Consider the following 14,403-nt stretch of genomic DNA (forward strand, 5'->3'; position numbering starts at 1 on the left):
CGATGTGACCATGGCCGAGGGGGCGCGGGACGTAGGTACGCGAACGGGTGGCAGGCCCGACCCGGTGGTGCTCGCCCTGGGCGTCGGCGGGGTGCTGGCGGTCGTGCTCTGGGGGGTGTCCGCGCGCGGTTCGCTTGCCGACTTCGGCGAGTCCGGGCTGGCCTGGGTGATCGGCACCTTCGGCTGGTTCTTCGTCGTCGCGGCGGACGCGTTCCTGGTGCTCGCGGTGGTCGTCGCGGCCTCCCGCTACGGCCGGATCCGGCTGGGTGCCGACGACGACCAGCCGGAGTTCGACACGCTGGCCTGGGTCGCCATGATGTTCAGCGCAGGGATGGGCATCGGTCTGGTCTTCTTCGCGGTGGCCGAGCCGATCCAGCACTATGCCACCCCGCCACCGGCCACCGGCGTCGCGGCACAGACCCCGGCTGCCGGTGCGGCGGCCATGCAGTACACGCTCTTCCACTGGACGCTGCACCCGTGGGGCATCTATGCCGTCACCGCGCTGGCGCTGGCGTACTCGACCTTCCGTAGGGGGCGGGACAATCGGATCTCGGCCGCGTTCCGCCCGCTGTTCGGCGCGCGGGCCGACGGGGTGGCCGGTCGGGCCGTCGACCTGCTCGCCGTCTTCGCCACGGTCTTCGGTTCGGCCACCAGCCTCGGCCTCGGCGCGCTCCAGGTGGCCGCCGGTCTGGACCTGGTGGCCGGGGTGCCGGACACCAGGTCGGTGGAGCTGACCGTGATCGGCGCGCTCACCCTGGCCTTCGTCGTCTCGGCCTTCTCCGGCCTGCACCGGGGCGTCAAGTGGCTGTCCACCACCAACGTCCTGCTGGCCGTACTGCTGATGGTCTTCGTGTTCGTGGTGGGGCCGACGATCTACACGCTGGAGGTGCTGCCCGCGTCGGTCGGTGACTACCTCAGTCGCCTGGTGTTCATGTCCACCCGTACCGGCGCGTTCTCCGACCCGGCGTGGCTCGGGTCCTGGACGATCTTCTACTGGGCCTGGTGGATCTCCTGGGCGCCGTTCGTCGGCACCTTCATCGCGCGGATCTCGCGCGGGCGGACCGTACGTCAGTTCCTGGTCGGGGTCCTGCTGGTGCCCAGCGGGGCCAGCGCGATCTGGTTCGCGATCATGGGCGGCAGCGCCCTGCGTACCCAGGCCAGCGGCACCCGCGACTTGGTGGCGGACGTCGGGGCGGGCAGCGAGCAGGCGCTGTTCGGGCTGCTGGACGCGCTCCCGCTGGGGACCGTCACCAGCGTGCTGGCCATGGTGCTCATCGCGCTCTACTTCGTGACCAGCGCCGACTCGGCGTCGCTGGTGCTGGGGTCGCTCACCTCGGGCGGCGCACTGCGCCCGCACCGCGTACTCGTGGTGCTCTGGGGGGTGCTGATCGGGGCGGTCGCCGCCGCGCTGCTGCTCGCCGGGGGCCTGGCCGCCCTGCAACAGGCGACCATCATGGTGGCGCTGCCGTTCGTGGTGGTGATGCTCGGACTCGCCGTGGCGCTGCTGCGCGACATGGCCTGGGACCCGGCGGTCGCCGGGCACCCGGACCGGGGCCGCCGGTCCGGCCTGGCCGCCGCCGTGCGGGCCGCCCGGTCGTACGACGAGGAGGACGCGCCACCGGTCACCCGCTGGCTGCACCGTCCTCCCCGCTGAGCCGGGCGTCCGCCACCCGCCCGTCCCCCGCCCGACGGATCGTCGGCCCGGCAGGGCAGGATGGAGGGCCGAGGGGGTGGCACCGCATGGCTGGGCGGATCAGGGACGAGGACATCGCGTTGGTCCGCGAGCGCACCTCCATCGCCGAGGTGATCTCGGACACGGTGACCCTCAAGTCGGCGGGCGGCGGCAACCTCAAGGGGCTGTGCCCGTTCCACGACGAGAAGAGCCCGTCGTTCAACGTCTCGCCGGCCCGTAACGTCTTCTACTGCTTCGGCTGCGGCGTCGGCGGCGACGCGATCAAGTTCCTGATGGACGCCGAGCATCTCACCTTCGTCGAGTCCGTCGAGCGGCTCGCCGACCGCGCCGGCATCCAGCTCCGGTACGTCGAGAACGACCAGTCGGCCCCCCGGGCCCGCCCGCAGCAGGGGCAGAAGCAGCGGCTGGTGGCCGCGCACGCCGCCGCCGTGGAGTTCTACCAGGCGCAGCTCACCACGGCCGGCGCGCGTCCGGCGCGGGAGTTCCTGGCCCGGCGCGGTTTCGACCGGGCCGCCGCGCAGCGGTACGGCTGCGGCTTCGCCCCGGACGCCTGGGACCTGCTCACCAAGCACCTGCGCCAGCAGGGGTTCAGCCACGACGAGCTGGTCACCGGTGGGCTGTCCCGGCCGTCGCGCTCGGGCACCCTGATCGACAGGTTCCGCCGCCGGCTGATGTGGCCGATCCGGGACATCGCCGGTGACGTGATCGGCTTCGGGGCGCGGAAACTCTTCGACGAGGACGACGGCCCGAAGTACCTGAACACCCCCGAGACGCCGATCTACAAGAAGTCGCACGTCCTCTACGGCATCGACCAGGCCAAACGGGAGATCGCCAAGCAGGGCCGGGTGGTCGTCGTCGAGGGCTACACCGACGTGATGGCCTGCCACCTGGCCGGCGTCCCCACCGCCGTGGCGACCTGCGGCACCGCCTTCGGCACCGACCACATCGGTGTGCTGCGCCGGCTGCTGCTCGACACCGACGCGGTGGCCGGTGAGGTGATCTTCACGTTCGACGGGGACGCCGCCGGGCAGAAGGCCGCGCTGCGCGCCTTCGAGGACGACCAGCGCTTCGTCGGGCGTACCTTCATCGCGGTCAGCCCGGACAACATGGACCCGTGCGACCTGCGGTTGGCAAAGGGCGACCTGGCGATCCGTGACCTGGTGGCCCGCCGCGAGCCGCTCGTCGACTTCGCCCTGCGGCACGTGCTCAACCGCTACGACCTGGACACGGTGGACGGCCGGGTGGAGGCGATGCGCCGGGCCGCCCCGCTGGTTGCCAAGATCAAAGACCTGGAGAAGCGTCCCGAGTACGTCCGCAAGCTCGCCGGTGACCTCGGCATGGAGATCGAGCCGGTGCAGCGGGCGGTGCTGGCCGCCGCCAACGCTCCCGGTGAGCGGGAGGCCCCGGCCCCGCCCCGGGGTCGGGCCCGGCCCGCCGTGCCCGCCGTGGACAGTCCGGAGTCGATGGTCGAGCGGGAGGCGTTGAAGCTCGCCCTCCAGGAGCCCGTCCTCGCCGGCCCGATGTTCGACGCCGTCGAGGCCGCCGAGTACCGGCACCCGGTGCACGTCGAGGTGCGTACCGCGATCGCGGCGGCGGGCGGGGTGGCCGTCGCGGCCGGCGGCGCGGTGTGGATCGAGGCGGTCCGGGACGCCTGCACCGACCTGGCCGCCCAGGCGCTGGTCGGCGAGCTGGCCGTGGAACCGCTGCGGCTCGACGGCGAGCCCGACCCGAGGTACGTCTCGATCACCATGGCCCGGTTGCAGTGGGGCTCGGTGACCGCCCGGATCAGGGACCTCAAGTCCAAGATCCAGCGGATCAACCCGGTCAACCAGAAGGACGAGTACTTCGCCCTGTTCGGGGAACTGCTCTCGCTGGAACAGCACGCGCGGGCCCTACGCGAGCAGGCCGCGGGAGGACTCTGATGGGACTGTTCGGCCGCAAACGCAGGATGCCGTCCGCCGTCCGCCCACCCCTGGCCGCCGGTGAACGCGTCCTGGCCTGGGCCGCCCCCGGCAAGGGCGGCAGCAGCGGCGCGCCGCCTGCCGAGGGCACGTCGGCCGGTGGCGGTGAGTCGGCCGGTGCCGGTGGTGGTGCTGCCGGTGACGGGGTGCTGGTGGCCACCAACCTCGGGCTCTGGCTGCCGGGCCGGGCGGAGCGGTTGGGCTGGCACGACATCCTCAAGGCCGTCTGGTCCGGGCGGGAGTTGACGGTCACCCCGGCCGCGACGGCTGCCGAGCGGGACGGCTACCTGGTGGTCGCCGACGGTCCCGCCGAGACGTACCTGCTGCTCGACCCGGGTGACCTGCCGCACCAGGTGCGGGCCAGGGTGACCCGCTCGGTGGCGTACACCCAGCAGCACCCGGTGCCCGGCGGCTCGGGGCGGATCGCGGCCCGGCGGGTGGCCGGGTCGGACGGTCTGACCTGGACGGTCCGCTACGACCCCGGCACCCCGGTCGACGCCGACGAGGTACGCGCCGAGACCGACCAGCTCGTCGCCGCCGCCCGCGCCGCCACCGCCCCCGCCGACCTCTGACCCCTCGGCGTGGTCGTGGGGCGGCCGATCGCCCGTACCGCCTTCGGCCTGGTCGCGGGGTGGAGATCGCGCTCAGTCGGCGACATAGCGGTATCACCGCGACCTGATGCCGCTGTATCGACCCCGCTGAGTCGATCATGATTTGCCGCGACGGATCTTGGTGGCAAATGGCCCCCGGGAGGGCCGAAGACCTCCAAGATCCCCACGCAACCGTGCGTCAGCGGTCGGCGGGGTCAGGTGTGCCGGGGTGGTCGGGTCGCCGGGATCGTGCCCAGGTGACGATGCGGTCGGTGAGGCCGGGTGGTGCGACGCCGTCGTGCAGGGCGGCGAGGTCGTCCATGGCTTCGCCCAGCAGGAGGCCCAGGTAGACGAGCAGGGCGGTGCGATCCTCGCGGTACTCGCCGAGCAGCGCCAGCCGGGCCGGGGAGCACGGCCAGGCCGCCCCGCACACCCGGCACCGCCAGGAGGGGCGGGCGGCCACGTGGGGACGGTACCGGGGCATCAGCGCCGACCCGCCCGCACGTTTCCACCCGGCCCGACCCGGGTGCAATGGCCGCCGCCCGACCTGCCCCGGCCGGGATCACCGCAGGCCGGGCGGCTGCGCCCCGACCCGTCGTGGCCCGGTGGGGGCCGATCCGGTCGACCGGCGCGGGGGCCGGGGTGCCCCGGGAATCCGCCGCGCGATCCGAGAACCTGTCGCATGGTCGAGCCTCCGTCGATGCTGGAGGGGAGCGCCCGCCGACGACACCGACGGACGCTCCCGGCCTGGTTCCGCCCACCGTCCGATCCCGGGAGCGGTCCCGCTGGGTGACAGTCTGTTGATGATCCGACTACGGTGGGAGGTCCGCCCTACCGACGACCGGGGCGTGGGCCGGCCGCTCCCGGGCGGTACGAACATGTACGGAGGCTGTCTGGTGGAACGCTCGTCCATGCTGGACCACTTCGCGGAGGAACTGCGGCTCACCCGGGCCGGTCACGGCATGTCCCAGGCGGCGCTGGCCGAGGCGCTGAGCTATTCGGGTGCCCTGGTCGCCAAGGTGGAGACCTGCGAACGTCGGCCGAGCCTGGACTTCGCCCGCCGCTGCGACACGGTGTTCACCACCGACGGCCGTTTCGAACGAATCCAACGCCGGATCAGCCGGGAAACCGTGGTGCCCTGGGCGCGGGACTGGACCGGCATCGAGTACGAGGCGACGGCGCTGCGCTGGTTCGAGCCGATCTGCGTGCCGGGCCTATTGCAAACCGAGGCTTATGCCCATGCGCTGCTGTCTGGCGGTGGGCTGTTCGCACCTGACGAGATCGAGCAGCAGGTGACGGCTCGGCTGGATCGTCAGGCCGTCCTCTCCCGCGACCGGCCACCGCTGCTCACTGCCGTCATTGACGAATATGTGCTGCGTCGCCGCATTGGAGAATCGGAGGTCATGCGTGAGCAACTGCATCATCTGGTGAAGCTTGGCTCGGCGCTCCCCCGGGTCCGCATCCAGGTCGTCCCGCAAACTGCCGGCGCGTACCCTGGCATCAACGGCCCCTTCGTGATCGCCACCTCTGGGCAGGGGGAGGATGTCGTCTACCAGGAAGGTCAGCTCCACGGGCAGGTGATCGACCGTTCCGACTTTCTGCGGCAGATGGTCGAGGTGTGGGAGTCGATCCGGGGCGAGGCCCTATCGCAGCAGCAGTCTCTTGAGTTGATGGCGGAAATGGCGGAGACATGGAACTGAGTGGTGCCCGGTGGCGTAAGAGCAGCCGCAGCAACGGGCAGGGTGGGGCCTGCGTCGAGGTGGCCGACAACCTGTCCGGCGTGGTGGCCGTGCGTGATTCCAAGGACCCGGAGGGGCCGGTGCTCGCCTTTGGCCCCGACACGTGGCGTGAGTTCGTGGCGGGAGTGGTGAGACACCATTGCAGCAGCAGTGCCTTGAGCTGATGACGGAAGTGGCGGAGACATGAACCTGAGCGACGCCCGGTGGCGCAAGAGCACCCGTAGTAACGGTCAGGGAGGAAACTGCGTCGAGGTGGCGGACGAGCTTTCCGGCGTGGTGATGGTGCGGGATTCCAAGGACCCGGGTGGGCCGGTGCTGGCCTTCGACCCGTACGCCTGGCGGGCATTCGTCGCCGCAACGGCGAGAAAGGCTTAGCGGGCCGGCGGCCCGATCCCGGGTCGATGCAGGCACGCCCGGCGGCGGGGGAGTGCCCGTCGTCACCTCTGCCGCTGGTCGGTGGTTAGGCGGCGGCTGCGGCGGGGCATGTCGGAGGGCGACATCCGCAGATCCCCGAGGAGGGGCGATGGCCTCCGACGAGACCCACGCCGACCGCGACGACGCGGCCACCGTGACCGCAGCCCCGCACGACCGGGACCGGTCGGGGGACCGGCGGTCCGGTGACCGCCCGTCGGGTGAGCCCGGGTCCGGTGACCGGCGGCGCGGCGACCGGTGGGAGGCCGACGCGCGTACCCGGCCGGTCGGTCCCGACGACGGCCCGGACAGCCCGACCGACCTGCACCGGGCGGACTGGAAGGCGGCGCTCAAGCGCACCGGGCGGGAGTTCCAGGAGGACAGCCTGACCGACTGGGCCGCCGCGCTGACCTACTACGGGGTGCTGTCGATCTTCCCCGGGATGCTGGTGCTGATCTCGATCCTCGGGCTGCTCGGCGAGCGGGCCACCAGCGGGGTCCGGGACACCGTCGGCCAGGTGGTGCCGGAGGAGAACATCCGCACCATCATCGAGACCGCGATCGACCAGGCCGGCCAGTCGGGTGGGCTGGCCAGCGTCGCCGCCGTCATCGGTCTGGTCGCCGCCTTCTGGTCGGCCTCCGGCTACGTGGGCGCGTTCATGCGCGCCTCGAACAGCATCTACGACGTGCCGGAGGGGCGGCCGGTGTGGAAGACGCTGCCCATCCGGCTCGGGGTGACCGCCCTGGTGGGGGTGCTGCTGCTTGCCGCCGCGGTGATCGTGGTCTTCACCGGTGGCCTCGCCGAGCAGGCCGGCAGCGCGATCGGGTTGGGCTCGACGGCGGTGACGGTGTGGAACATCGCCAAGTGGCCGGTGCTGCTGGTGCTGGTCAGCCTGATGTTCGCGATCCTCTACTGGGCGTCGCCGAACGCCCGGCACGGCGGGTTCCGCTGGGTCAGCCCGGGTGGCGTGCTGGCGGTGCTGCTGTGGCTGCTGGTCTCCGGCCTGTTCGCCCTGTACGTGGGCAACTTCGGGTCCTACAACAAGACCTACGGGGCGCTGGCCGGCGTGATCATCTTCCTGGTCTGGCTCTGGCTGAGCAACATCGCGATCCTGCTCGGTGCCGAGTTCGACGCCGAGCTGGAGCGGGGCCGGGCCATCTCCGCCGGCCACGACCCGGACGAGGAGCCGTACGTCGAGCTGCGTGACGACCGCAAGCTGCGCAAGAAGCGCAACGCCGCCCCCGGTCGCTGACCCGCGTCGCGGGCCCCGGAGGCCCGCCGGACCTGCCGACCCCGCCCTGCCGCGTCGACCGTGGCGGGGCGGGGTCTTGTCATGTCCGGGGTCGGTCCGGTAATGCTTCCCCCGCCCGCTGCGGGCCCGACGGGCAGCGCTCACCCGGTGCCCGTAGCAGGTCGTTGCGGAGATTTCTCGGTCTGTCAACCTTTTCTTGATCGACTAGTAGCTTTTGTTCGTTCGGACGAAAGTTGCCGGAGGAACGACCGAAGCTATGGACACGTGCCACGGAAGTCTCCTACTGTGTCGACCACAACACAACGGCGTGACGTCAATGTGAACCCTGAGGCGGAGGTGAGTCCCGTGCGGACGGCAGATCCCCTGCACGTGCAGCTGTTACGGCTGCTCCGTGACGAGGGGCCAGCGTCCCGGGCCGAGCTGGGCGACCGGTTGCAGATGCCCCGGCCCCGGCTCCTCGCCGAGTTGGAACGGCTGGTCGGGCTGGGCCTGGTGGCCGAGGCCGGACTGGCCGCGTCCCGGGGCGGCCGCCGGTCGACCCTGGTCGAGCTGAACCCGGACCTGCGGTTCGCCGGCATCGACATGGGCGCCAGCTCGATCGACGTCGAGGTGGTCAACGGGCGGCTCGAACCGATCGCCGCGTACGCCGAGCCGGCCGACATCCGCTCCGGCCCGAAAGCCATCCTGCACCGGGTCAACGACCTGCTGCACAAGGCCCGGGTGGACGGGGCGTACGAGCGGCTCAACGGCGTCGGCATCGGCGTCCCCGGCCCGGTCAGCTTCCGCGACGGGGTGCCGGTCTCGCCGCCGATCATGCCGGGCTGGGACCGCTACCCGGTACGCGAGCTGATCAGCCGCGAGCACGGGTGCCCGGCGGTGGTCGACAACGACGTGAACATCATGGCGATCGGCGAGCGGCACGGCGGCGTGGCCCACTCGGTCGACGACTTCCTCTTCGTCAAGATCGGCACCGGAATAGGGTGCGGGATCTACCTCAGCGGCGAGGTCTACCGGGGCACCGACGGCTGCGCCGGCGACATCGGACACATCCAGGCCGAGGCCGGCGGACCGGCCTGCACCTGCGGAAACGCCGGTTGCCTGGAGGCCGTGTTCAGCGGGGCGGCGTTGGCCCGGGAAGCCTCCATCGCGGCGCGTACCGGCACCTCGCCGGCGCTGGCCGAGCGGCTGGCCGCCCGGGGTGCGGTCTCCGCCCGCGACGTCGCCGAGGCGGCCATCGAGGGCGACGTCACCTGCATCCAGCTCATCCGCGACGGGGGCCGCCGGGTCGGCCAGGTGCTCGCCGGCCTGGTCAGCTTCACCAACCCGTCGATGATCGTCATCGGTGGCGGGCTCGCCCACCTCGGGCACATCCTGCTCGCCGAGATCCGCAGCGTGGTCTACCGCCGTTCGCTGCCGCTGGCCACCGGCAACCTGCCGGTCGTCCTGTCCGAGCTGGGACCGCGCGCCGGAGTGGCCGGCGCGGCCGTCCTCGCCAGCGACGTCGCCTTCGGGGAGGCATCATGAGCAAGGAACCGACCTCCCCCACCGGGGACAAGGCCCCGCTGGTCGAGGCCCCCGCCGACACCGTCGCCGGTGAGGTGGTGCTGCGGCTGACCGACGTGGTCAAGACCTTCCCCGGCGTCCGCGCCCTCGACGGCGTGCAGCTCGAGGTGCGGGCCGGCGAGGTGCACTGCCTGCTCGGGCAGAACGGCGCCGGCAAGTCCACCCTGATCAAGGTGCTCGCCGGGGTGCACCGCCCCGACTCCGGGCAGGTGCAGTGGCGCGGCGAACCGGCGCACTTCGCCAACCCGCAGGCCGCCATGCGCGCCGGCATCGCCACCATCTACCAGGAACTCGACCTGGTGGAGGACCTGTCGGTCGCCGAGAACGCCTTCCTCGGGCACGAGCCGAAGGTCGCCGGTTTCGTCAGGCGCGGCCTGATGGCCCGGCGTACCCGGGAGATCCTGAGCCGGCTCGGCCACGGCGAGATCCCGCCCGGCCGGATGGTGCGCGCGCTGCCGGCGGCCGGCAAGCAGGTGGTCAGCATGGCCCGCGCGCTGTCCCACGAGGCCCGGCTGATCATCATGGACGAGCCGAGCGCGGTGCTGGCGCACGACGAGGTGGACAACCTCTTCCGGATCATCCGGGAACTCACCGCCCAGGGCATCGCGGTCATCTACATCTCGCACCGGATGGAGGAGATCCGCGAGATCGGCGACCGGGTCACCGTACTCAAGGACGGCCGGACCACCGCGGCGAACCTGCCGGCCCGCGACACCCCGACCCGCGACCTGGTCGCCCGGATGACCGGCCGGACCATCGAGTACGTCTTCCCGGACCGCCCGGCCGCGCCGGCCACCGGCGACGAGCTGCTGCGGGTCGACGGGCTGAGCCGGACCGGCGAGTTCGCCGACGTCTCGCTCAGCGTCCGTCCCGGCGAGATCGTCGGCATCGCCGGGCTGGTCGGCTCCGGCCGCTCGGAACTGCTGGAGACGATCTACGGGGCCCGGCGCGCCGAGTCCGGCACCATCCGGATGGGCGGTCGGACCCTGCGGCCGGGCAGCGTCGGCGCGGCGGTCCGGGCCGGCATGGGCATGGCCCCCGAGGAACGCAAGAGCCAGGCGTTGCTGCTCGGCGAGCCGATCCACCGCAACGTCACCCTGGCGACCTTCACCCGGTACGCCCGCCTCGGCTTCACCAACGCCGGGCGGGAGCGGGCCGAGGCGGAACGGATCGCCGACGACCTCCAGCTCCGGCCCAACGACGTGCGCCGGGCGGTACGCACCCTCTCCGGCGGCAACCAGCAGAAGGTGGTGGTCGGGCGCTGGCTGCTCGGCGACACCCGGTTGCTGCTGCTCGACGAGCCGACCCGGGGGGTGGACGTGGGGGCCCGTGCCGAGCTGTACCGGGTGATCCGCGGCCTGGCCGCCCAGGGGGTCGGCGTGCTGCTGGTCTCCAGCGAGGTGCCCGAGGTGCTCGGCCTGGCCGATCGGGTGCTGGTGATGCGGGAGGGCCGGATGGTGCGCGAGGCGCCCGCCGGCGAACTGGACGAGAACACCGTGCTCGACCTCGTCATGGCGGGGTCTCTGATGGAAGGCGCGCCGGCATGAGCGAGCGCAGTGGACATAACGAGGTGACGGCATGAGTGAGTCGACCGGGACCGCGACGCCGGACCGGCCGGCGGACCTGCCGGCGCAGTCCCCGCCGGTAGACCCGGCGGTGACGGCGTCGCTCAAGGAGAAGCCGCGGACGGGCGGGTTGTCGTTCTGGAGCGGCGACGGGGGCGAGGGCGCGAAGCGTAACCTCGGCCTGATCGGCGTGCTGGTGGTGCTGATCGTGATCGGTGCCGCGACCCGCTGGGATCTCTACTCCAACCCGGACTGGGTGTGGGGCAACACGCTGACCATCCTCAAGCTCGCCTCGGTGGTCGGGGTGGTCACCGTCGGGATGACCTTCGTGATCATCGGCGGCGGCATCGACCTGTCGGTCGGCGCGATCGTCGCCCTCGCCGGGGTGTGGGCGACCACGGTCGCCACCCAGAGCTACGGCGCGGGCGGCATGATCTTCACGGCGATCGTGGTGGGTGTCGCGGTCGGCCTGGTCAACGGGATTCTCATCTCGTACGGGCGGCTGGTGGCGTTCATCGCCACGCTGGCCATGATGGTCGCCGCCCGGGGTCTGGCCGCCCAGATCTCCGGCAAGCAGACCCAGGTGTCGAACAACTCCTTCATCAACGGCATCGCCAGCACCGACCTGCTCGGCATTCCGCTGCTGGTCTACATCCTCGCCGCCGTGGTCGCCGCCGGGTGGGTGCTGCTCAACCGCACCACCTTCGGCCGGCGTACGGTCGCCGTCGGCGGCAACCCGGAGGCGGCCCGGCTCGCCGGCATCAACGTCCGGCGGCACACCCTGCTGCTCTACGCGCTGTCCGGGCTGTGCTGCGGCATCGCCGCGATCATGCTGACCGCGCAGGCCAACTCCGCCCAGGCGGCCATGGCCAACCTGTACGAGCTGGACGCGATCGCCGCGGCCATCATCGGCGGCACGCTGCTCAGCGGTGGCCGGGGCACGATCATCGGCTCCCTGCTCGGGGTGCTGATCTTCTCCACCATCACCAACCTCTTCGCCATCAACGGCCTGTCCACCGAGGCCCAGAACATGGTCAAGGGCGGCATCATCGTCGGCGCCGTCCTGATCCAGCAGGTGCAGTTCCGCAGCGTCACCCAGTTCCTCAGCCGCAACAAGCTGACCACCCCCGCCTGACCCGGACGCGTCGCCCCACCGGGCGCGTCCCGACCCTCCGCATCACCGCATTCCGGCGGCCACCGACGGTGGCCGGGATCAGCACAACCTTTTTCACCCCCACCATCCGTCATTTCCTGGAGGTCGTCATGACCCAGCCCCGTGACCTGTCCCGTCGCCGGTTGCTCTTCGGCGGCGCGGCGGTCGGCGCCGGTGTGCTCCTCGCCGGTTGCACCAGCAACGAGTCCACACCGACCGCGGCGCAGACCAAGGCGGCCGACAACGCCGAGGGCGGCAACGCCGCCCCCGGCAAGAAGGTCACCATCGGCTTCTCCGCCCCCGCCGCCGACCACGGCTGGATCGCCGCCATCACCAACAACGCCAAGGCGCAGGCCGGCGCGTACTCGGACGTGGACTTCAAGACCGTCGAGGCCGGCGCGGACGCGGCGGCCCAGCGGGCGGCGCTGTCCACCCTGGTCGCCCAGAAGCCGGACGTCATCGTGGTGCTGCCGCACGACGGCAAGGAGCTCAACGCGTTCGGCCTGGAGTCGATGAAGGCCGGCATCCCGGTGGTCAACCTGGACCGGGCGTTCCCCGACGCGCTGGCCTACCGGCTGCAGATCATGGGCGACAACTACGGCATGGGCGTGGCCGCCGCGAACTTCATCGTGGAGCAGCTCAAGGCCAAGGGCGTCAGCAACCCGGTGATCGGTGAGATCCCCGGCATCGACTCGCTGGAGCTGACCCAGCAGCGCTCCAAGGGCTTCGCCGACACCCTGGCCACGGCCGGGTTCAAGGTGGCCAACCGGCGGCCGGCCGAGTTCACCGCCGACTCCGGCCAGCAGGCGGCCACCGGCCTGTTCCAGGCCCTGCCGAAGATCGACGCGGTCTGGAACCACGACGACGACCAGGGCATCGGTGTCCTGGCCGCGGTCAACCAGGCCAACCGCAAGGAGTTCTTCATGGTCGGCGGCGCCGGCTCGAAGAAGGCCATGGAGGACATCCAGGCCGACAACACGGTGCTCAAGGCGACCGTGACCTACAGCCCGTCGATGGCCTCCTCGGCCATCTCCCTGGCCCGCCTCATCGCCCAGGGCAAGGGCATGTCCGACCTGGTGGAACTCCAGGTGCCCAAGGAGATCGTGCTCGCCTCGGAGACGATCACCAAGGAGAACGCGAGCAACTACCTCAAGCTCGGGTTCTGATACACGGGGGGAGACCCACCTTGTCCACTCACGACAGCGAACTCCGGATCGGGATGATCGGGTATTCGTTCATGGGCGCCGCGCACTCACAGGCGTGGCGCACCGTGAACCGGGTGTACGACCTGCCCGCCCGGGTTCGGATGGCGAAGATCTGCGGCCGGGACGCCGCGAAGGTCGCCGAGGCAGCCGACCGGCTGGGCTGGGACGCGCACACCACCGACTGGCGTGCCCTGGTCAACTCGGACGACATCGACGTGGTCGACATCTGCACACCAGGTGACAGCCACGCCGAGATCGCCCTCGCCGCGCTCGCCGCCGGCAAGCACGTGATCTGCGAGAAACCGCTGGCCAACACGGTGGACGAGGCGCGGGCGATGACCGCCGCCGCGGCCACCGCGGCAGCCGCCGGGGTCCGGTCCATGTGCGGGTTCAACTACCGCCGGGTGCCCGCCGTCGCCCTGATGCGACAGCTCGTCGCCGAAGGACGGCTCGGGACGATCCGGCACGTCCGCGCGACGTACCTCCAGGACTGGATCGTCGACCCGCAGTTCCCCCTGGTCTGGAGGCTGGAGAAGGACAAGGCGGGCTCCGGTGCCCTCGGGGACATCGGGGCGCACATCATCGACCTGACCCAGTACGTGACCGGGCAACGGATCACCGGGGTCAGCGCCGTGACCGAGACGTTCGTCAAGGAGCGTCCGCTGCCGGGCGCGTCCAGCGGCCTGGCCGCCGAGGTCGACGGCGACGCCACGGCGACCGGCACGGTCACCGTCGACGACGCCGCGATCTTCGTGGCCCGGCTGGACGACGGGGCACTGGCCACGTACGAGGCGACCCGGTTCGCCACCGGCCGCAAGAACGCCCTCCGGGTGGAGATCAACGGATCGCTCGGTTCGGTGGTGTTCGACCTGGAACGCCTCAACGAACTGGAGTTCTACGACGCCACCCGGCCGACGGCCGAGCAGGGGTTCGCCCGCATCCTGGTCACCGAGGCCGAGCACCCGTACATGGCGGCCTGGTGGCCGCCGGGTCACATCATCGGCTACGAGCACTCCTTCACGCACGAGATGCGCGACTTCGTCGAGGCGGTCGCCACCGGCGTCGACCCGACCCCGTCGTTCGCCGACGCGTTGCAGGTCCAGCTCGTGCTGGACGCGGTGACCCGTTCGGCGGAACTCGGTTCCCAGTGGACCGACGTCGAGCCGGCCCTGGCCGCGCTCGCCGTCTGACCAGCCACCTCCGCCGCCGACCGGCGAGGGACCGGCCGCGGTTGCGCCCCGCGGCCGGGCCGGGGTCGGTGTCGGAGGGCG

General features: G+C 71.6%; 13 protein-coding genes. 12 read left to right on the forward strand and 1 reads right to left on the reverse strand.

What is annotated here, in order from left to right; genetic code table 11:
- Nucleotides 1-10: 10 nt before the first annotated feature.
- From B5D80_RS14650 to B5D80_RS14660, 3 genes are all read left to right on the forward strand, one after another.
- Nucleotides 11-1,654, forward strand: a complete 1,644-nt coding sequence (locus B5D80_RS14650) for a BCCT family transporter (protein WP_088644419.1) — start codon at nt 11-13, stop codon at nt 1,652-1,654.
- Between the two features lie 86 nt (nt 1,655-1,740).
- Nucleotides 1,741-3,615, forward strand: coding sequence for a DNA primase (dnaG, locus tag B5D80_RS14655; RefSeq protein ID WP_088644420.1), 1,875 nt, complete (start codon nt 1,741-1,743; stop codon nt 3,613-3,615).
- Entirely contained in the window at nt 3,615-4,226 is a 612-nt protein-coding gene (locus B5D80_RS14660) for a hypothetical protein (protein ID WP_088644421.1), read from the forward strand. The genes dnaG and B5D80_RS14660 overlap by 1 nt, the downstream gene beginning before the upstream one ends.
- A 217-nt stretch (nt 4,227-4,443) precedes the next feature.
- Here the strand turns inward: B5D80_RS14660 and B5D80_RS14665 are convergent, their stop codons facing one another.
- Nucleotides 4,444-4,707 (reverse strand): flavin reductase, encoded by a 264-nt coding sequence (locus B5D80_RS14665; RefSeq protein WP_245854576.1) that lies wholly within the window; start codon nt 4,705-4,707, stop codon nt 4,444-4,446.
- A 433-nt stretch (nt 4,708-5,140) separates the two neighbouring features.
- Here B5D80_RS14665 and B5D80_RS14670 point away from each other — a divergent pair, with 433 nt between their 5' ends.
- From B5D80_RS14670 to B5D80_RS14710, 9 genes are all read left to right on the forward strand, one after another.
- On the forward strand, nt 5,141-5,944 hold the full coding sequence (locus B5D80_RS14670; protein WP_245854578.1) for a helix-turn-helix domain-containing protein: 804 nt from the start codon (nt 5,141-5,143) through the stop codon (nt 5,942-5,944).
- Nucleotides 5,935-6,147, forward strand: coding sequence for a DUF397 domain-containing protein (locus B5D80_RS14675; RefSeq protein ID WP_088644423.1), 213 nt, complete (start codon nt 5,935-5,937; stop codon nt 6,145-6,147). The genes B5D80_RS14670 and B5D80_RS14675 overlap by 10 nt, the downstream gene beginning before the upstream one ends.
- Before the next feature lie 19 nt (nt 6,148-6,166).
- A complete protein-coding gene (locus tag B5D80_RS14680) occupies nt 6,167-6,358 on the forward strand; it encodes a DUF397 domain-containing protein (RefSeq protein WP_088644424.1) in 192 nt (63 codons plus the stop codon).
- 148 nt (nt 6,359-6,506) lie between these two features.
- Nucleotides 6,507-7,646 carry a YihY/virulence factor BrkB family protein gene (locus B5D80_RS14685; protein ID WP_088644425.1) on the forward strand — a complete coding sequence of 380 codons (1,140 nt, stop codon included), beginning with the start codon at nt 6,507-6,509 and terminating at the stop codon, nt 7,644-7,646.
- Between the two features lie 345 nt (nt 7,647-7,991).
- Entirely contained in the window at nt 7,992-9,170 is a 1,179-nt protein-coding gene (locus B5D80_RS14690) for an ROK family transcriptional regulator (protein WP_088644426.1), read from the forward strand.
- A complete protein-coding gene (locus B5D80_RS14695; protein ID WP_088644427.1) occupies nt 9,167-10,756 on the forward strand; it encodes a sugar ABC transporter ATP-binding protein in 1,590 nt (529 codons plus the stop codon). The genes B5D80_RS14690 and B5D80_RS14695 overlap by 4 nt, the downstream gene beginning before the upstream one ends.
- 31 nt (nt 10,757-10,787) lie before the next feature.
- Complete coding sequence (locus tag B5D80_RS14700) at nt 10,788-11,909, forward strand: ABC transporter permease (RefSeq protein ID WP_088644428.1); 1,122 nt, start codon at nt 10,788-10,790, stop codon at nt 11,907-11,909.
- 128 nt (nt 11,910-12,037) lie between these two features.
- Nucleotides 12,038-13,093, forward strand: coding sequence for a substrate-binding domain-containing protein (locus B5D80_RS14705; protein ID WP_088644429.1), 1,056 nt, complete (start codon nt 12,038-12,040; stop codon nt 13,091-13,093).
- Between the two features lie 20 nt (nt 13,094-13,113).
- On the forward strand, nt 13,114-14,322 hold the full coding sequence (locus B5D80_RS14710) for a Gfo/Idh/MocA family protein (RefSeq protein ID WP_088644430.1): 1,209 nt from the start codon (nt 13,114-13,116) through the stop codon (nt 14,320-14,322).
- Nucleotides 14,323-14,403 lie beyond the last annotated feature (81 nt).

Origin of the sequence: Micromonospora wenchangensis (assembly GCF_002210435.1) — a bacterium.
In the GTDB taxonomy this organism is placed as follows: Bacteria; Actinomycetota; Actinomycetes; order Mycobacteriales; family Micromonosporaceae; genus Micromonospora; species Micromonospora wenchangensis.